Source organism: Nereida sp. NH-UV-3 (assembly GCF_042939535.1).
Lineage (GTDB): Bacteria > Pseudomonadota > Alphaproteobacteria > Rhodobacterales > Rhodobacteraceae > Nereida > Nereida ignava.
On the sequence record NZ_CP132157.1, the window covers coordinates 743,626 to 760,726 of the forward strand.

Genomic DNA, 17,101 nt, shown 5'->3' on the forward strand with positions numbered 1-17,101 from the left:
CCCACAATACCCACTCAAAAAGGCACGTCGCCCGCTTGGTCAGCCGCCACAATAAAGCGCGCAACGACTTTCTTAGCACCCGCCTTATCAAACTCGATATCCAGCTTGTCGCCTTCAATGCCCATCACTGTGCCGTACCCAAACTTGGTGTGGAATACACGGTCACCGGCAGTATGCGCGCTGACCGCTGTTGCATCGATTGTGATGTTTTTCGCCTCTGCAGGTTGGGTCATGCCGCGCTGCACTGCACGTGATTGAAGCCGCCGCCACCCCGGTGAGTTGTAGACATTGGCCGAGGCCGCTTCTTCGTGCAGTGTTGATTGTGGTGCAGCTGCGGCACCAAAACCACCACCATAAAGACCCGGCGGTGTCAGCACATCAACGTGTTCTTCAGGTAGCTCGTCAATGAAGCGCGAGGGCATCGCCGATTGCCATTGACCATAAAGCCTGCGGTTAGCAGCAAATGAGATCGTACAAATCGCCTCTGCTCGCGTGATGCCTACATAGGCCAAGCGCCGCTCTTCCTCGAGTCCCTTCACACCGCTTTCATCCATGGACCGCTGTGATGGAAACAGGCCGTCTTCCCAACCAGGCAAGAACACCGCTGGGAACTCCAAACCCTTGGCGCCGTGCAAAGTCATGATGCTGACTTTTTCGCCGTCTTGTTCGCTTTCGTTGTCCATGATCAGGCTGACGTGCTCAAGAAATCCTTGCAGGTTCTCAAAGCCTTCCAGCGCCTTCACAAGTTCCTTAAGGTTTTCAAGCCGCCCCGGCCCCTCGGGTGTTTTGTCGTTTTGCCACATCTCGATGTAGCCAGACTCTTCTAAGATGAGCTCTGCCACTTCGATGTGGCTGCGGCGTGCCTCGGATATCCAACTGTGCCAGCGGTCAAATCCCGCTACGAACTTTTCAAGTTCCTTGAACCCTTTGCCCGTGATCCCTTTGGCCGCGACCAGTAAACGAGCGCCTTCAATAAGCGACACGCCATTACTACGCGCCGCCACTTGGATTTTCTGTTGGGCTTTGTCGCCAAGGCCGCGCTTGGGCGTATTGATAATCCGCTCAAATGCCAGATCGTCCGTGGGGCTAATCGCAAGGCGGAAGTACGCCATCGCATCGCGGATCTCCATCCGCTCGTAGAAACGAGGCCCCCCGATCACGCGGTACGGCAGCCCGATGGTCAAAAAGCGGTCTTCAAAGCCCCGCATTTGATGCGACGCGCGTACAAGGATCGCCATATCATCAAGGCTGATCGGGGCTTGCCCGCGCGTGCCGCGTTGCATGGCCTCAACTTCTTCACCAATCCAACGGGCCTCTTCATCACCGTCCCAATGACCAATAAGGCGTACTTTGTCGCCCTCGTCGCGTTCGGTCCAAAGGGTCTTTCCAAGACGCCCTTTGTTGCCCGCGATGACACCAGATGCTGCCCCTAAAATATGATGGGTCGAGCGATAGTTTTGCTCAAGCTTGACCACATGCGCGTTCTCAAAGTCTTTTTCGAAGCGCAAAATATTGCCAACTTCTGCGCCCCGCCAGCCATAGATCGATTGATCATCGTCGCCCACACAGCAGATGTTTTTGTGCCCTGCCGCCAACAATCGCAGCCACATATATTGCGCCACGTTCGTATCTTGGTATTCGTCCACAAGGATGTATTTGAACCATCTTTGATACTGCGCCAGCACATCTGAGTGGTTTTGGAAGATGCTTACGACGTGCAACAAAAGATCGCCAAAATCGCAGGCATTAAGCGTTTTTAGACGCGCTTGGTATTGCGCGTAAATCTCAACGCCCCGCCCATCAAAGGCACTGCTATCGGCAACAGGGACGTTCTCAGGCGTTAGCGCACGGTTTTTCCAACCGTCAATCACCGTCCCAAGCGCCCGCGCAGGCCAGCGTTTTTCATCCAAGCCATCCGCCACAATCAGTTGCTTTAACAGACGGTTCTGATCGTCGCGATCCAGAATGGTGAAGTTGGACTTTAGTCCTGCAAGCTCGGCATGTCTGCGCAACAATTTCACACAAATCGCGTGGAACGTGCCAAGCCACGGCATCCCCTCGACCGTTGCGCCCATCAACGCGCCAACACGATCCTTCATCTCGCGCGCGGCTTTATTGGTGAACGTCACCGCCAAGACCTCGTTCGGGCGGGCACGGCCAGTCGTCAAAAGATGGGCGATCCGACAGGTCAGCGCCTTGGTTTTACCGGTACCGGCACCCGCCAGCATCAACACGGGCCCATCAAGGGTCTCTACGGCCTGACGTTGCGCGGGGTTCAAGCTGTCCAAATAGGGCGCAGGGCGCGCCTGCATGGCACGTTGACTTAGCGGGATGCTTGCCGCCTCGAAGGCGTCATCTTCGGAAAAATCGCTCATGTGTAATTATGTAGCGCGGTTGCCCTGCGGTGAAAACCCATGTTCGCTCATTGTTCGCCGTGCAGGCGCTGCGCAGACACATACCCAATTCTACGATGTTTACGGATTTACAAAAACGTCATAGAAGATACTCAAATTGCTGCACTGCAACATGACTACACAAGGACGATCCCATGGCTGATTTCAACAAAATTCTTATTGCCAACCGTGGGGAGATCGCGATCCGAATTATGCGCGCAGCAAACGAGCTTGGCAAAAAGACGGTCGCGGTATTTGCTGAAGAAGACAAGCTGGGCCTGCACCGTTTCAAGGCGGATGAAGCATACCGTATCGGCGAAGGCCTGGGCCCCGTTGCAGCCTATCTGAGCATTGACGAAATGATCCGCGTGGCTCTTGAGGCGGGCGCAGATGCGATCCACCCGGGCTATGGGTTGTTGTCTGAAAACCCCGAGTTCGTGGATGCATGCGCTGCAAACGGCATTACATTCATCGGTCCCAAGGCTGACACGATGCGCGCTTTGGGGGACAAAGCAAGCGCCCGCCGCGTCGCCATTGACGCCAACGTTCCTGTGATCCCCGCCACCGAGGTGCTTGGCGATGATATGGCAGAGATCAAAAAACAAGCGGCTGAGGTCGGCTATCCACTGATGCTTAAGGCGTCATGGGGGGGCGGCGGCCGCGGGATGCGCCCGATCTTTAGCGAAGACGAGCTTGAGGAAAAAGTCCTCGAAGGCCGCCGTGAAGCTGAAGCGGCGTTTGGCAACGGAGAAGGTTATCTTGAAAAGATGATCACCCGCGCGCGCCACGTTGAAGTACAAGTGTTGGGCGACAGCCACGGTGAGATGTACCACCTTTACGAGCGCGACTGTTCTGTCCAACGCCGCAACCAGAAAGTCGTTGAGCGCGCCCCTGCCCCCTACCTAAGTGGCACCCAACGCGAGCAAATTTGCAACTTGGGCAAAAAGATCTGTCAGCACGTCAATTATGAATGTGCCGGCACTGTTGAGTTCTTGATGGATATGGACAGCGGCGAGTTCTATTTCATCGAGGTCAACCCACGCGTCCAAGTTGAGCATACTGTCACCGAAGAGGTCACAGGCATCGACATTGTGCGCGCGCAGATCCTGATCGCAGAGGGTAAGTCCCTTGTTGAGGCGACAGGCGTGTCGACCCAGTATGATGTCAAACTTGACGGTCACGCCATTCAATGCCGCGTTACCACCGAAGACCCGCAAAATAACTTTATTCCCGACTATGGCCGGATCACAGCGTACCGCGGTGCTACGGGCATGGGCATTCGGCTTGATGGCGGCACAGCTTATTCTGGCGCGGTCATCACACGGTATTACGACAGCCTGTTGGAAAAAGTCACCGCTTGGGCCCCGACGCCGGAAGCTGCCATTGCGCGGATGGACCGTGCCCTGCGGGAGTTCCGCATCCGCGGTGTTTCAACCAACATTGCCTTTGTCGAGAACCTGCTCAAGCACCCGACGTTCCTCAGCAATGAGTACACCACCAAGTTTATCGATGACACGCCTGCGCTGTTTGATTTCAAAAAGCGCCGCGACCGTGCGACGAAACTGCTTACATACATTGCGGACATCACCGTAAACGGACACCCCGAGACCGTTGACCGCCCCCTGCCCGCCGCAGAAGCGCGTGCGCCAAAGCCACCGGTGCGCATTGCGCAGAACACGCCGGATGGCACACGCACAATTCTGGATGCCCAAGGCCCACAAGCCGTGGCCGATTGGATGGCGGCACAAAAGCACTTGCTGATTACAGATACGACCATGCGCGATGGGCACCAATCTTTGCTGGCCACACGCATGCGCTCAATTGATATGATCAAAGCGGCACCAGCGTACGCGCAAAACCTGTCGGGGCTTTTCTCGGTTGAATGTTGGGGCGGCGCGACTTTTGACGTGGCCTATCGTTTCTTGCAGGAATGCCCATGGCAGCGTTTGCGCGACATCCGTGCACAGCTTCCAAATGTCATGACACAAATGTTGCTGCGCGCCTCAAACGGTGTCGGCTACACGAACTACCCCGACAACGTGGTTGAGTTCTTTGTCAAACGCGCCGCCGCTTCTGGCGTTGATGTATTCCGTGTCTTTGACAGCCTAAACTGGGTCGAGAACATGCGTGTTGCTATGGACGCGGTGATTGATGCGGGCAAAGTGTGCGAAGGCACTATTTGCTACACAGGTGATCTGCTGAACCCAGAGCGCAGCAAATACGATCTGAAATATTACGTTGATATGGGCCAAGAGCTGAAGGCCGCAGGTGCGCATGTGCTGGGTCTGAAAGATATGGCAGGGCTTATGAAGCCCGCATCAGCGCGCATCTTGATCAAAGCGCTCAAAGAAGAAGTCGGCCTTCCGATACACTTCCACACCCATGACACTGCAGGCATGGCAACTGCGACAATTCTTGCAGCCGCCGAAGCGGGTGTGGACGCCGTTGATTGTGCAATGGACAGCTTTTCAGGCAACACATCCCAAGCAACATTGGGATCAGTCGTTGAAGCGTTACGCAACACAGATCGCGACACAGGCCTCGATATCAAAGCGATCCGTCAGATCAGCGATTATTTTGAAACTGTGCGCGGACAATACGCAGCATTTGAAAGCGGCCTCCAAGCACCGGCATCAGAAGTATATCTGCACGAAATGCCCGGCGGTCAGTTCACGAACCTCAAAGCACAAGCCCGCAGCTTGGGCCTTGAAGAACGCTGGCACGAAGTGGCGCAAATGTATGCAGACGTGAACCAGATGTTCGGCGATATCGTCAAAGTCACACCGTCCTCTAAGGTGGTCGGCGACATGGCTCTGATGATGGTCTCCCAAGGGCTTAGCCGGGCGGATGTGGAAAACCCCAAAAAGGATGTCTCATTCCCCGACAGTGTGATCGACATGATGAAGGGCAACTTGGGGCAACCCAAAGGCGGCTTCCCCGATCTGATCGTTTCCAAAGCGCTCAAAGGCGACAGCCCGAACCTTGAACGCCCCGGCAAACACCTCGCACCTGCCGATCTTGAAGCAGAACGTGCGGCAGCAAGCACTGCCTGTGGTGGCAGCAGCATCGATGACGAAGACCTTGCAGGCTATCTGATGTATCCAAAAGTCTACACAGATTACGCGACACGCCACGATATTTACGGTCCCGTTCGCGCCCTACCGACGCCAGTATTTTTCTACGGCATGGACGTAGGCGATGAAATCGCAGCCGAGATTGACCCAGGCAAAACGCTGGAGATCCGCCTGCAGGCAATCGGCGACACTAATGAAGACGGTGAGGTGAAAGTATTCTTTGAGCTAAACGGCCAGCCGCGCAACATTCGCGTGCCAAACCGCGCCATCAAAGCAACCACCGCCGCCCGCCCCAAAGCAGAGTTGGGCAACGCGGACCACATCGGCGCCCCCATGCCCGGAGTTGTCGCAAGCGTCGGCGTCACTGTTGGTCAAAAAGTCAGTGAGGGCGATTTGCTTCTGACAATCGAAGCAATGAAGATGGAAACAGGCATCCACACCGAGCGCGACGCGGTCATCAAGGCCGTTCACGTCACGGCCGGGGGTCAAATTGACGCCAAAGACCTTTTGGTTGAGTTCGAATAACCAGCCAACCCGACTTACCGACCCAAAGCCAAAGCCCCACAAACCTTTGTTTTGCGGGGCTTTTTGCTGTGTGATGACTGCACACAACACCCTTCGCAAAAGCATTTACAAAAAAATGTCATATTTCGTAATTTTCGCCTTGCAGCCACCCCGTGAAAATCCTAAATCAGGCGCACTAACGGATGCGGGCGTAGCTCAGGGGTAGAGCATAACCTTGCCAAGGTTAGGGTCGGGCGTTCGAATCGCCTCGCCCGCTCCAGTTAGTCGGCCTTACCCAGTCCGGACACGAACAAAGGTCGCCCTAATCGGCGGCCTTTTGTGTTTCTACTGGGTAGTCTTTGGTCGATCGTAACTGGCATCCGCTGAAACCCCAAAGCCGCACCTCGGAAAAATCAGTAGCGCTGATCTTTCGCGCTGCGCCAAAACCGCCTAGAGCCTGTCACACCATCACAGCGGAGATGAAATGATGCGCACAAGTAAAGTTGCCCGTAAAACAGTAGAAACGGATATTTCTGTTGAACTGACCCTCGACGGCACTGGCACCTATGACAACCAAACTGGCGTTGGCTTTTTTGACCACATGCTGGATCAGCTTGCGCGTCACGCCTTGATGGACATGACTGTGCGCTGCTCTGGTGATTTGCATATTGATGACCACCACACAGTTGAAGACGTGGGGATCGCCATTGGACAAGCCTTGAATGAGGCGTTGGGCGACAAGCGTGGCATCAACCGGTACGGTGAATGCGCACTTGCCATGGATGATGCGCAAGTACGCTGCGCGCTTGATCTGTCTGGCCGCCCTTTCTTGATCTGTAATCTCGATATGCCCACGCAGAAAATTGGCACGTTTGACACCGAACTGGTGCGCGAGTTTTTCCAAGCGCTTTCGACCCATGGCGGCATCACGTTGCACATCGATCAAGTGCACGGTTTCAACAGCCACCACATTGCCGAGGCCGCGTTCAAAGCGGTGGCCCGCGCCCTGCGCAGCGCCATGGAACAAGACCCCCGCAAAGCGGATGCAATCCCTTCAACCAAGGGTATTCTCTAAATGCGCACTGTCCTGATCGACTACGACAGCGGCAATCTTCATTCAGCAGAAAAAGCGTTTCAGCGCATGGCGCTGGAACGTGATGCGGGCGAGGTAATCGTCAGTGACCGCGCGGAAGATGTGGCCAGCGCAGACCGCATTGTCCTTCCTGGTGACGGCGCTTTTCCCGCTTGTCGCAGCCAGCTTTTTGAACGCTCTGATTTATTTGAGGCGCTCAACGAGGCTGTCACACAAAAAGGTCGCCCGTTTATGGGCATTTGCGTCGGCATGCAACTGATGGCGAACCGCGGCTTTGAATACGAAGAAGTTGACGGCTTTGGTTGGATCAATGGCGATGTGAAACGCATCGCTCCAACAGATCCTAACCTTAAGATCCCGCACATGGGGTGGAACGAGTTAATCATCGATGCCCCCCACCCCGTTTTGGATGGTGTCACAAACGGCGACCATGCCTATTTTGTGCACAGCTACCAAATGGAAATGCACACCATGGGCGAACGGCTGGCCCATGTGGAATATGGCGGCGATGTAACAGCCGTTGTGGGTACGCAAAACCGTATTGGCGTCCAATTTCATCCCGAGAAATCACAAAGCGCGGGTCTGCGCATGATCGGTAACTTTTTGACGTGGGCCCCTTAGCCTTGGCCCCGTAAGCCGCATCAAAAAACCCAGTTGCTGAAAGTAGCAAAGCCCAAAGGTTTGGATCAACCTTTGGGCTTTGGCGTTTCAGATCGGGTGACCAATTTTAGTTTACGCGTGTCCAGACCTGCTTTTTGCAAATAATCGCAACGCAGCCTGAGACGTTCAAAACATCGCCAGACAGTGACATTTTCGAGTTAAAGACCTTATCTGTGGATGGCTGCCAGATTTTGCCAGACTTGTAAGACCCGCCGCCGCGCGCAACCATGTCCCAGACAAGCTTTTTGCCTTGGTTATCGGATGCCCACGGACCCTGCGCGTTAAATGCCTGTGCGATCACACCACAAATCTTGTCGCCGCAGGTACTCATTTCAACGTGGGCGTAGTTGCCATCGTCCACTTCTGTTTTCCACGTCCCCAACACAGGGTCCGCCGCGGAAAAGCCTGCCCCCATCACCAACGCAACAGCGGCGCCAATCACCTTTTTCATACCAAGTTCCTCCCTAAGTTAAGATATCCTGCAACCGCGATGCGCGCGCGGACAAGGCTGACGTTGCGTTGCGGGGCCGAATGCCTATAACCGCGCCAACACCGTTTAACAAAGAGATGCCTCATGATCCTCTATCCTGCAATCGACCTTAAAGATGGCCAAGCCGTTCGCCTTGTGCGCGGCGACATGGAGCAAACGACGGTTTTTAATGACAATCCTGCTGCGCAAGCGCTTTCGTTTGTTGATGCGGGGTGCGAATGGCTGCACCTGGTTGATTTGAACGGCGCTTTCGAGGGGGAACCAGTAAACGCCGCCCCCGTTGAGGCAATCTTGAGCCAGACAAACGTGCCTGCCCAGTTGGGTGGCGGTATCCGCGACATGGCCACCATTGAACGCTGGCTCGACAAAGGGCTTGCGCGGGTAATTCTGGGCACAGTTGCCGTAGAAAACCCCGATCTTGTTCGGCAGGCTGCACGTGCATTTCCTGGCAAAGTGGCCGTGGGACTTGATGCGCGCAACGGCTTTGTGGCCACGCGCGGATGGGCTGAGGAAACAGATATCCAAGTGGTTGATCTGGCCAAAAAGTTCGAAGACGCAGGTATCGCCGCGATCATCTACACAGACATCATGCGCGACGGTGCCATGAAAGGTCCCAACATCGACGCAACCGCCGCATTGGCCCGCGCCGTAGACATTCCAGTCATCGCATCTGGTGGTGTATCATCCATGGCAGATCTGACCGCATTGAAGGACACTGGTGTCATCTCGGGCGCTATTTCAGGCCGTGCGCTTTATGATGGCGCGATTGATCTTTCTGCGGCCCTTGCAGCGCTCAAATCATAACTTCTGTTTCACGCCCCAACCCAGTAGACACATCATATGTTAAAAACCCGCATCATCCCCTGCCTTGACGTTGCCGAGGGCCGCACGGTCAAAGGTGTCAACTTCGTCGATCTGATTGATGCAGGCGATCCTGTGGAACAAGCCAAAGCCTATGATGCTGCTGGCGCAGATGAGTTGTGTTTTCTTGACATCAAAGCCACCCATGAAAACCGCGGCACGCTTTATGATTTGGCCCGCCGCACCGCTGAACATTGCTTTATGCCGCTGACCGTTGGTGGCGGTGTGCGCACCCATCATGACGTGCGTAAACTGCTGCTTGCAGGTGCTGATAAAGTCAGCTTCAACTCAGCGGCCGTTGCAGACCCCGATGTGGTGTCCGAAGCCGCCAACCGTTTCGGGAGCCAGTGCATCGTCGTGGCGATTGATGCAAAAACCGTCAGCCCCGGAAAGTGGGAAATATTCACTCACGGCGGGCGCAAAGGAACGGGCATTGATGCGGTGGAATTTGCAAAAACGGTTGTTGCAAAAGGTGCAGGGGAAATCCTGCTGACCTCAATGGACCGCGATGGCACAAAACAAGGCTTTAACCTGCCCCTGACCCGCGCAATTTCTGACGCGGTGAACGTACCTGTAATTGCATCAGGTGGTGTGGGCACCTTGGATCACTTGGTAGAGGGCGTCACGGAAGGCGGGGCTTCCGCCGTTCTGGCAGCCTCAATTTTCCACTTTGGCACATACACAATCGCCGAAGCAAAAGCCCACATGTCCGCCGCTGGCATCCCGATGAGGCTCTCATGACTTTAGAAGATCTTTACGACATCATCGAAGCCCGCAAGACGGCAGATCCTGATAGCTCATGGACCGCAAAACTGCTTTCAAAAGGTCCCGAAAAATGCGCTGAAAAGTTTGGCGAAGAGGCCGTTGAGGCGATCATCGAGGCCGTGAAGAATGACAAGCAGGGCCTTACTGGTGAAGCTGCCGATGTCCTATACCATTTGCTTGTGATGTTGGCGTCGCGCGATGTGCCGCTTGGCGACGTTTTGGGTGAGTTAGCACGCCGGCAAGGACAATCAGGCCTGACCGAAAAAGCAAACCGCCCCTCAAATACGTGAACGGCTTTCGCAAAATGACCGCCTTCCTTGGCGCCGCTTTTGCGTTTACCGCGTTTGTTTTGGCGATCATCGCGTTTCTAGATGCGATAAACCGTTGCCCCGGATCACAGTGTAGAGACGCGGCACTAAGCGTGGCGCTTTACATCACGGCGGGCATATTTTGTATTCTCATCACAAGATATATCTGGCCACACCGCGCAAAAGAAAATGCGCCCAAGGTCAAATAATCAAGGGCGCAAGGTGCGGAACGAGGGACAGTAAACATGGGCAGGGTGTGTTCCATCCCCTGCCCACTACAGCACATAAGCGCTGCGCTCTAGAAAATCAGAGCCTGTCGCAAAAACGTGAACAGAGGATTAAGCCCTCTGTCACGCCAAAACGCTTGGCCAGTTCGCATCGGCCTTGGCAATGTTACCAGGGATGTCGTTCGACCAAATGCCGCGCACAACTTTGTTGAAGTTCAGGTAAAGCTTATCCTCCACGATGGTCCACGCATCAGGTGATGTAGTCGCTGTCCCACCTTTGGAGACCGCATAAGCACAATAGCCGCCGTATTGGGGCGCAAAGGCTTCTGGTTGCGCCTCAAACATGGCTTGATTTTCTGCGCTCGCAAACAGCCAAGTAGCGCCGTTATACGCCGCGCTATAGGCAGCATCGCCCGCAACAGGAGCGCTTTGAGTGAAATATGCAACGGGATCGTAACCGCGAATGGCTACGCCTCCGTCTGTGAAAACAGCGGGCTTGGCTGCATGTGCAATTCCTGCAAGCAACGGCAAAACAGGGGCTGCAAAAGCTGCAGACAAAATCGCGCGACGGTTTAAAATATATGAGTTCATGGGGTTTCCTTTACCAACTACTATTTGGCCCAAGGATGCGCGCCGCCAGTCACTTACACCAGCCCCCACACGGTAATGTCAGACTGTGTTACAGCGCTCAGTCAAAGATGTCCTCAACGACATCTTCAATCTCGTCCCATACTTTTGAGACGAGTCGAGATACGCTGAGCTTGCGTCCAAGCTTCACGCCAAATTTACGCCGCTTGCCCTTTTTGGGTTTGAACACTTTCTGCTCTTTGCTCCGCTTTGCCTTTTGGGCAGGCCCCGCAGGTTTTTTAACGGTGGTCTCAACAGGACGGGCTGCAGGGGCGCTGACCGGCATCAATTTAAGGTCATGCAAAGGCGCGCCACAACTTACGCATGACAACTCGTGGCGCACATCACCGCGCAGCACCAGCGCCGCACGGGTGCCGCAATAACAACACGTAGCAAGTTTCTGCGCGGCCAATGCGCTACCCGCGTGCCGCGTAAAGCGCCACCGCAGCAGCATTTGACACGTTGAGCGAGCCAAACGCGCCCGCAAAATCAATTTTCACCAACTGATCCACCGTTTCTTTGGTCTTTTCGCGCAGACCAGGCCCCTCTGCGCCCATCACCAACGCAACGGGCTGCGTCCGCTTGCCTTCTAAAGCCTGCTCAATGCTCATCTCTGCTTCGCCATCAAGACCAAGCACAAGATAACCCATCGACTGCATCGCTTCGATTGTTTCGGCCAGATTGCGCACCCGCAGATAAGGCTGCCGTTCAAGCGCGCCACTTGCGGTTTTTGCCAACGCACCAGTTTCAGGCGCAGATCCACGGTGGGTTCCAATCACAGCACGTGCGCCAAAAACCTCGGCTGATCGCAAAATTGCACCAACGTTATGGGGGTCCGTTACGCGGTCCAAAAGAACCACACGCAGCGCACCTGCATCCGGATCACCGCCAATAACCACCTCATCCAGCTTTCCCCAGTTCAGCGGCTTCACTTCCAAAGCAGCACCTTGGTGGACGGATTGCGGATCAAGAGGCGCTGTGAATTTACGCGCATCGCACATCTCCGGCTCACCTTCAAAGTGGGCCATGGCCTCACCCAACCGATCCGCAGCATTACGCGTCACAATCAAACGCAGTTTCTGCCGCTCGGGGTTCATCAGCGCATCGCGCACAGCGTGCAGGCCAAAGAGCCACACAGTCTCATTCGCAGCGGCGCGTTTGTCTTGTTCTTTTTTGACGACCCACTTCGGCTTTTTCATCTCAATCCATCCAATCTTTGGTTACCAGCCACCTAATCCCTTGGCTCAGAAAAAACCAGTGAGCATCTTTTCTTCATAAAAACTGATAAAGTGAAATAAACCGCGGCAAACCCGAATTTTCATTATTGACGCCCCAGATGTGCCACGGTATCCGACCCACCAGTGGGCGACAGGCCGCAAGGTGTGGCAGGGGACTGTAACTCCCTCGCGGAGACGCACGCCTGGTTCGATTCCAGGGTCGCCCACCACTTAAATCCAGAAATTTACAGCTATTTAAGCCGCGATTGGATGTGCAGATTGCGGCACTCTTGGTGTGTCCCCTAGTCGTCTTAACCGGCCATTAATATCAATCGATATTTCTCAATGACATTTTGATAAAACCTCAATATCGTCCCGCCGAGCAAACCTGACAAAGATCAGCATACATGGCGCCACGTACACATCACCAACAGCCTCGCGCTGATTTCAACATTTTGATCGTCGGTCAAAATGGACGACTGATGTACGAAGCCATTGTTTTCGCGGCCTCATTGCGCGCAAAAAGCCCAAAGTTTTCCGGACGATTGATTGTGGCAGAACCCCAAGCAGGGGAATTGTGGCGCAAAGACCCCACCATCAACTCACCTGAGGTCAGGACCCTCCTGATGAGGCTCGGCGCAGAAATCATTCCATTTGAGAACAAGCATTTTGGACAGGCTTATCCCTACGGAAACAAAATTGAGGCACTTGGCATTTTGCCTGCTGGCGAGCCCTTTGTCTTTTTCGACACTGACACATTGATCACAGATGAGCTGACCGATGTGCCATTTGATTTCGACGTGCCGTCTGCATCAACCCGCGTCACAGGCACTTGGCCAAAAGAAGACCTGTACTGGCCAGGCTATGCGGCCACTTGGAAATCCCTGTATGACAAGTTCGGGCTTGATTACGAAAGCAGCCTTGATCTGAATGAGCCGGCAGAGTTCTGGCGGCGGCATCTTTATTTCAACGCGGGCTTTTTCTATTATAGCTGCCCTAAAATCTTCGGCGAACGGTTTTTAGAGTATGCCCTAGCCATCCGCGATGACCGTCCCGACGAGCTGGTTTTGCAAGAACTCGACCCATGGCTTGATCAGGTCGCCCTGCCCCTTGTGATCCACAGTCTTGGCGGCAAACGCGACGCATTGCCAACGGAGTTTCTCGACGGGAAGACAAGTTGTCATTACCGGCTGTTTCCGCTGCTCTATACACGTGAGAGCGACCATGTCGTTGAAACGCTTGAGACGGTCACAGCCCCCAACAAAATTAAAAAAGTCCTTAAAGAGTACGAGCCAATGTTGCGCATGATTTACCAAGGACGCGGCCCAAAAGCCCGCGCCTTATTTGACCAAAATGACCTGCCCCGCCGCGAGCAAGCCATCCGCAACACGCTCAAACGTGAAGGGTTCTGGATGCGATGAGCGCGTCTGAAACGCAACACCCAACCGCAGATCCCAGCGACACGGCAATCATAACGGTCCGTGGTTTCAGCATTACTTTTTCAACGACCGCAGTTATCGCCCTGCTCACCATCTTTGGGATTTTGCTTTGGAAAATACGTAGCTTTTTTCACGACGACGTGCTGATCTCACTAAGGTATGCACGCAACTTGGCAGAGCACGGCCAACTGGTCTGGAACTTGGGCGAATACGCCGAAGGATACACCAACCTGTTGCACATCTTGTTGGTGACGCCGCTCATCATGGCCGGTATCGGACCTATGTTGGCCGCACAACTTATTAACGCCACAACTTTTTTGGGCCTTGTTGTGATCGCTTGGCGATTGGCGCAAAGCTTTGCCATGCCAATGGGTTCAAAAGTAGCCGCGATGTGCGCCGTGATAAGCGCGCCAGTTATCACGTGGGTTTTTGGCGGATTAGAGCCGGTGCTTGTGGCGGCACTTGCCGCGGGCGCCTACGTTTTGGCGTTCCGAATATTGCAAGGCGATGACAGCCTGCCGCTATCACTGGCAGCCTCGGGGCTGTTTGCCGCCGCCTATCTCGCACGTCCGGATGCATTGATCGGCAATTTTGCGATGGGGTTGGCCTTGCTGGCATTTGCAAATTTGCCTGTTCGCAGACGGATTGTTCACTTTGTCGCAATCGGCAGCGTATCAGCGCTGATCCTATGCGGGCATATTGTTGTGCGGCACGCAATTTACGGCGAACTCCTCCCCCTAACGTTCTACGCCAAAGTCGGCGTTTCTACAGGCACGCGTTTGATGCTTGGGTTGGAATATTTGCGCGAAAGCCTGCCTCTGCTGCCCACGTTATTTTTGCTACCGGTCGGCGCAATTTTGCTGCGTTCAACTGACAACCTCAAAGCAAAGCGCGCTTTTTTGGCGGCATCTCTCGTGGCCCTAATTTCGCTTTGCTACATCACGTGGGCAGGTGGTGATCATATGCCAAACGCGCGGTTCTTCGTGCCCCTCACGCCGCTCTTGGTCATCATCGCCGTCTCGATCATGGCAATGATGACGCCAATGATGCGCACGGCTACGGCGGTGGCGTTGATTGCAGCAAGCGCCTTAACCGCGACTATGCTTGAGCGGCTTCACGCAGATAATGCCGCTGTTTTCGGCGCCATCATGGGAAAGCATTTAGTCGACACTTACCCCGAGCCACTTACAATTGCTGTGGCTACCGCTGGCGCCACACCGTTTGTCGCAGCACACCATACCTTTATCGATACACTTGGCCTAAATGACGCGCATATCGCCAAACATCCCGTTGGCCCGCCCCTTGGGTTTGCCCAAGAAATTCCAGGGCACGCAAAAGGCGATGCTCAATATGTTTTGCGCCGCGCGCCCGACATCATTGTTTTTGGCCCTGCAACTGGCTTCACCGCACAAACCCCCGTGTTCCGAATGGATTTTGAGCTTCTGGACGAACCTAAATTTTTTGAATGTTACCAATTGGTCACCCGTGAAATTGATACAACACCGGTCTTGGGTCTTTACAACACAACGTTGGAGACCGCGGGACCTTGGCTGCACTACTATACGCGGACCTGTCCGAAACCCTCGTAAGCCTGCTTAGCTGTCAAAAACGCCGCTCATTTCAGGAAAGCCTTTTACCTCAATCGGATTGCCGCTTGGGTCACGGAAAAACATCGTCCACTGCTCGCCAGGTTCCCCTTGAAAACGAACCTGAGGCGACAACACAAAATCGGTCGCGACCTCCTCAAGGCGTCCCGCAAGTGCGGTCCAGTCAGTCAGAGGCAGCGCCAGACCAAAGTGGGGCATCGGAACAAGGTGTTCGCCGACGTGCCCAGTATTTTCCGTTGTCAAAATTGGCCCAAGATGCAGGCTAAGCTGATGGCCAAAGAAGTCATAATCGACCCATGTCTGTGTTGAGCGCCCTTCGGTACAGCCAAGTACACCGCCGTAAAACGAACGCGCCTCATCAAGATCATGCACATTTATGGCCAAATGAAATGGGTGCAGCATAGCGTCCTCCTGTTGAGCCTGTCGCCTTCGTAGCGTAGCTATTGGCCCAACGTAAAGAGAAAGGGACGACCCCATGACTGACACGACCTACGGCTTTGATACCCTGCAAATCCACGCAGGCGCCCGCCCTGATCCGGCCACAGGTGCGCGCAATACCCCAATCTACCAAAGCACTGCATATGTTTTCCGCGACGCAGATCACGCCGCGAAACTCTTCAACCTTGAAGAAGTGGGATACATCTACTCGCGACTGACAAACCCGACAGTCGCAGTACTACAAGAACGCATCGCGACGCTGGAAGGCGGCGTTGGCGCGGTGTGCTGCTCGTCTGGTCACGCAGCACAAATCATGGCGTTGTTCCCGATCATGCAGCCGGGGCGCAATGTTGTCGTATCAACGCGCCTCTACGGCGGCACGGTCACCCAGTTCAGCCAGACAATCAAACGCTTTGGCTGGTCCGCCAAGTTTGTTGACTTTGACGACCCCAAAGCCGTAGCAGCCGCCATCGACGATGACACACGTGCCGTTTTCTGCGAGGCTGTCGCCAACCCAGGTGGTCACATCACAGACCTCGATGCCATCTCGGCAGTGTCAGATGCAGCCGGTATTCCGTTGATTGTGGACAACACAACTGCGACCCCCTACCTGTGCCGCCCGATTGAGCATGGCGCGACGTTGGTAGTGCACTCGACTACAAAATACCTCACGGGTAATGGCTCGGTCACAGGCGGCTGCGTTGTGGATAGCGGCAAGTTTGACTGGAAAGCGAATGACAAATTCCCGTCACTCAGCCAGCCAGAACCCGCATATCACGGCACAGTTTTCGCCGACACCTTCGGCCCAATGGCATTCACTTTCCACGGTATCGCAATTGGTTTGCGCGACCTTGGCATGACCATGAACCCCCAAGCCGCGCACTACACGTTGATGGGCACAGAGACTCTCTCGCTTCGTATGGACCGTCACGTAGCCAACGCGGAGAAAATCGCGCAATGGCTTGAGGCAGATGACCGCGTCGACTACGTCACATACGCCGGTCTGAAGTCATCACCCTACAACCATCTTGTGTCAAAGATTTGCCCCAAGGGTGCCAGCGCGCTGTTCACTTTTGCGGTCAAGGGCGGCTATGAGGCCTGCGTTAAGCTGGTCGACAGTCTTGAGATTTTCAGCCACGTGGCCAACCTTGGCGACACACGCAGCTTGATCATCCACTCAGCCAGTACAACCCACCGCCAGCTTACTGCTGAACAGCAAGAGGCCGCTGGCGCAGGGCCAAATGTGGTGCGCGTATCAATCGGCCTTGAAGATGTGAATGACCTGATCGCCGATCTGGATCAGGCCTTGAGCAAAGCCAGCGCTTAATCATAGTCCAAACCATCTAAAGCCTCCGCTGGCACATCGCTGGCGGGGGCCTTTTTATGTCCTTCATCTCA

16 protein-coding genes and 2 tRNA genes are annotated in these 17,101 nt (G+C 54.7%); 12 read left to right on the forward strand and 6 right to left on the reverse strand.

From position 1 onward, the window contains the following. Positions 1 to 14: 14 nt before the first annotated feature. Positions 15 to 2,375: an ATP-dependent helicase gene (locus NeNHUV3_RS03590; RefSeq protein WP_391482562.1), complete on the reverse strand. Its 2,361-nt coding sequence runs from the start codon at positions 2,373 to 2,375 to the stop codon at positions 15 to 17. A gap of 173 nt (positions 2,376 to 2,548) precedes the next feature. Here NeNHUV3_RS03590 and NeNHUV3_RS03595 point away from each other — a divergent pair, with 173 nt between their 5' ends. The 4 genes from NeNHUV3_RS03595 (at position 2,549) to hisH (ending at position 7,685) form a co-directional block, all read left to right on the forward strand. After that, positions 2,549 to 5,992 (forward strand): pyruvate carboxylase, encoded by a 3,444-nt coding sequence (locus NeNHUV3_RS03595; protein ID WP_391482564.1) that lies wholly within the window; start codon positions 2,549 to 2,551, stop codon positions 5,990 to 5,992. 184 nt (positions 5,993 to 6,176) lie between these two features. Continuing rightward, positions 6,177 to 6,251, forward strand: a tRNA-Gly gene (locus tag NeNHUV3_RS03600). 207 nt (positions 6,252 to 6,458) lie between these two features. Next, a complete protein-coding gene (hisB, locus tag NeNHUV3_RS03605) occupies positions 6,459 to 7,046 on the forward strand; it encodes an imidazoleglycerol-phosphate dehydratase HisB (RefSeq protein WP_391483166.1) in 588 nt (195 codons plus the stop codon). Next, positions 7,047 to 7,685: an imidazole glycerol phosphate synthase subunit HisH gene (hisH, locus tag NeNHUV3_RS03610; protein ID WP_391482565.1), complete on the forward strand. Its 639-nt coding sequence runs from the start codon at positions 7,047 to 7,049 to the stop codon at positions 7,683 to 7,685. 106 nt (positions 7,686 to 7,791) lie between these two features. Here hisH and NeNHUV3_RS03615 read toward each other — a convergent pair whose 3' ends face one another. Further along, entirely contained in the window at positions 7,792 to 8,175 is a 384-nt protein-coding gene (locus tag NeNHUV3_RS03615) for a DUF2147 domain-containing protein (RefSeq protein WP_391482567.1), read from the reverse strand. 123 nt (positions 8,176 to 8,298) lie between these two features. Between NeNHUV3_RS03615 and hisA the strand changes: the two genes are divergently transcribed. The 4 genes from hisA to NeNHUV3_RS03635 are packed head-to-tail and all read left to right on the forward strand — an operon-like array spanning position 8,299 to position 10,357. Further along, positions 8,299 to 9,018, forward strand: coding sequence for a 1-(5-phosphoribosyl)-5-[(5-phosphoribosylamino)methylideneamino]imidazole-4-carboxamide isomerase (gene hisA / locus NeNHUV3_RS03620; RefSeq protein ID WP_391482569.1), 720 nt, complete (start codon positions 8,299 to 8,301; stop codon positions 9,016 to 9,018). Positions 9,019 to 9,054: 36 nt separating this feature from the next. Beyond that, on the forward strand, positions 9,055 to 9,816 hold the full coding sequence (hisF, locus tag NeNHUV3_RS03625) for an imidazole glycerol phosphate synthase subunit HisF (RefSeq protein WP_341245884.1): 762 nt from the start codon (positions 9,055 to 9,057) through the stop codon (positions 9,814 to 9,816). After that, positions 9,813 to 10,130, forward strand: a complete 318-nt coding sequence (locus NeNHUV3_RS03630; RefSeq protein ID WP_391482570.1) for a phosphoribosyl-ATP diphosphatase — start codon at positions 9,813 to 9,815, stop codon at positions 10,128 to 10,130. Before hisF ends, NeNHUV3_RS03630 begins: the two co-directional genes overlap by 4 nt. Before the next feature lie 14 nt (positions 10,131 to 10,144). Further along, on the forward strand, positions 10,145 to 10,357 hold the full coding sequence (locus NeNHUV3_RS03635) for a hypothetical protein (protein WP_391482572.1): 213 nt from the start codon (positions 10,145 to 10,147) through the stop codon (positions 10,355 to 10,357). A 141-nt stretch (positions 10,358 to 10,498) separates the two neighbouring features. Here NeNHUV3_RS03635 and NeNHUV3_RS03640 read toward each other — a convergent pair whose 3' ends face one another. The 3 genes from NeNHUV3_RS03640 to rlmB all read right to left on the reverse strand — a co-directional run bounded on the left by NeNHUV3_RS03640 (position 10,499) and on the right by rlmB (position 12,201). Beyond that, positions 10,499 to 10,966, reverse strand: coding sequence for a YHS domain-containing (seleno)protein (locus NeNHUV3_RS03640; protein WP_391482574.1), 468 nt, complete (start codon positions 10,964 to 10,966; stop codon positions 10,499 to 10,501). Between the two features lie 97 nt (positions 10,967 to 11,063). Next, positions 11,064 to 11,414, reverse strand: a complete 351-nt coding sequence (locus NeNHUV3_RS03645) for a hypothetical protein (RefSeq protein ID WP_082136619.1) — start codon at positions 11,412 to 11,414, stop codon at positions 11,064 to 11,066. A 4-nt stretch (positions 11,415 to 11,418) separates the two neighbouring features. After that, positions 11,419 to 12,201 carry a 23S rRNA (guanosine(2251)-2'-O)-methyltransferase RlmB gene (rlmB, locus tag NeNHUV3_RS03650; protein ID WP_048597838.1) on the reverse strand — a complete coding sequence of 261 codons (783 nt, stop codon included), beginning with the start codon at positions 12,199 to 12,201 and terminating at the stop codon, positions 11,419 to 11,421. Between the two features lie 164 nt (positions 12,202 to 12,365). Here rlmB and NeNHUV3_RS03655 point away from each other — a divergent pair. From NeNHUV3_RS03655 to NeNHUV3_RS03665, 3 genes are all read left to right on the forward strand, one after another. Continuing rightward, a tRNA-Tyr gene (locus NeNHUV3_RS03655) sits at positions 12,366 to 12,449 on the forward strand. Positions 12,450 to 12,626: 177 nt separating this feature from the next. Further along, positions 12,627 to 13,640: a hypothetical protein gene (locus tag NeNHUV3_RS03660; protein WP_391482576.1), complete on the forward strand. Its 1,014-nt coding sequence runs from the start codon at positions 12,627 to 12,629 to the stop codon at positions 13,638 to 13,640. Next, positions 13,637 to 15,247: a hypothetical protein gene (locus NeNHUV3_RS03665; protein WP_391482577.1), complete on the forward strand. Its 1,611-nt coding sequence runs from the start codon at positions 13,637 to 13,639 to the stop codon at positions 15,245 to 15,247. The genes NeNHUV3_RS03660 and NeNHUV3_RS03665 overlap by 4 nt, the downstream gene beginning before the upstream one ends. A gap of 6 nt (positions 15,248 to 15,253) precedes the next feature. Here NeNHUV3_RS03665 and NeNHUV3_RS03670 read toward each other — a convergent pair whose 3' ends face one another. Further along, a complete protein-coding gene (locus NeNHUV3_RS03670) occupies positions 15,254 to 15,667 on the reverse strand; it encodes a VOC family protein (protein WP_391482579.1) in 414 nt (137 codons plus the stop codon). 73 nt (positions 15,668 to 15,740) lie between these two features. On the opposite strand from NeNHUV3_RS03670, the gene NeNHUV3_RS03675 reads away from it, so the two are divergent. Beyond that, entirely contained in the window at positions 15,741 to 17,030 is a 1,290-nt protein-coding gene (locus NeNHUV3_RS03675; RefSeq protein ID WP_341245892.1) for an O-acetylhomoserine aminocarboxypropyltransferase/cysteine synthase family protein, read from the forward strand. Positions 17,031 to 17,101 lie beyond the last annotated feature (71 nt).

Bases quoted from the DNA above. Each gene is read 5' to 3' on its own strand.
- NeNHUV3_RS03590 (WP_391482562.1), bottom strand. From the start codon at position 2,375: ATGAGCGATTTTTCCGAAGATGACGCCTTCGAGGCGGCAAGCATCCCG.
- NeNHUV3_RS03595 (WP_391482564.1), top strand. From the start codon at position 2,549: ATGGCTGATTTCAACAAAATTCTTATTGCCAACCGTGGGGAGATCGCG.
- hisB (WP_391483166.1), top strand. From the start codon at position 6,459: ATGCGCACAAGTAAAGTTGCCCGTAAAACAGTAGAAACGGATATTTCT.
- hisH (WP_391482565.1), top strand. From the start codon at position 7,047: ATGCGCACTGTCCTGATCGACTACGACAGCGGCAATCTTCATTCAGCA.
- NeNHUV3_RS03615 (WP_391482567.1), bottom strand. From the start codon at position 8,175: ATGAAAAAGGTGATTGGCGCCGCTGTTGCGTTGGTGATGGGGGCAGGC.
- hisA (WP_391482569.1), top strand. From the start codon at position 8,299: ATGATCCTCTATCCTGCAATCGACCTTAAAGATGGCCAAGCCGTTCGC.
- hisF (WP_341245884.1), top strand. From the start codon at position 9,055: ATGTTAAAAACCCGCATCATCCCCTGCCTTGACGTTGCCGAGGGCCGC.
- NeNHUV3_RS03630 (WP_391482570.1), top strand. From the start codon at position 9,813: ATGACTTTAGAAGATCTTTACGACATCATCGAAGCCCGCAAGACGGCA.
- NeNHUV3_RS03635 (WP_391482572.1), top strand. From the start codon at position 10,145: ATGACCGCCTTCCTTGGCGCCGCTTTTGCGTTTACCGCGTTTGTTTTG.
- NeNHUV3_RS03640 (WP_391482574.1), bottom strand. From the start codon at position 10,966: ATGAACTCATATATTTTAAACCGTCGCGCGATTTTGTCTGCAGCTTTT.
- rlmB (WP_048597838.1), bottom strand. From the start codon at position 12,201: ATGAAAAAGCCGAAGTGGGTCGTCAAAAAAGAACAAGACAAACGCGCC.
- NeNHUV3_RS03660 (WP_391482576.1), top strand. From the start codon at position 12,627: ATGGCGCCACGTACACATCACCAACAGCCTCGCGCTGATTTCAACATT.
- NeNHUV3_RS03665 (WP_391482577.1), top strand. From the start codon at position 13,637: ATGAGCGCGTCTGAAACGCAACACCCAACCGCAGATCCCAGCGACACG.
- NeNHUV3_RS03670 (WP_391482579.1), bottom strand. From the start codon at position 15,667: ATGCTGCACCCATTTCATTTGGCCATAAATGTGCATGATCTTGATGAG.
- NeNHUV3_RS03675 (WP_341245892.1), top strand. From the start codon at position 15,741: ATGACTGACACGACCTACGGCTTTGATACCCTGCAAATCCACGCAGGC.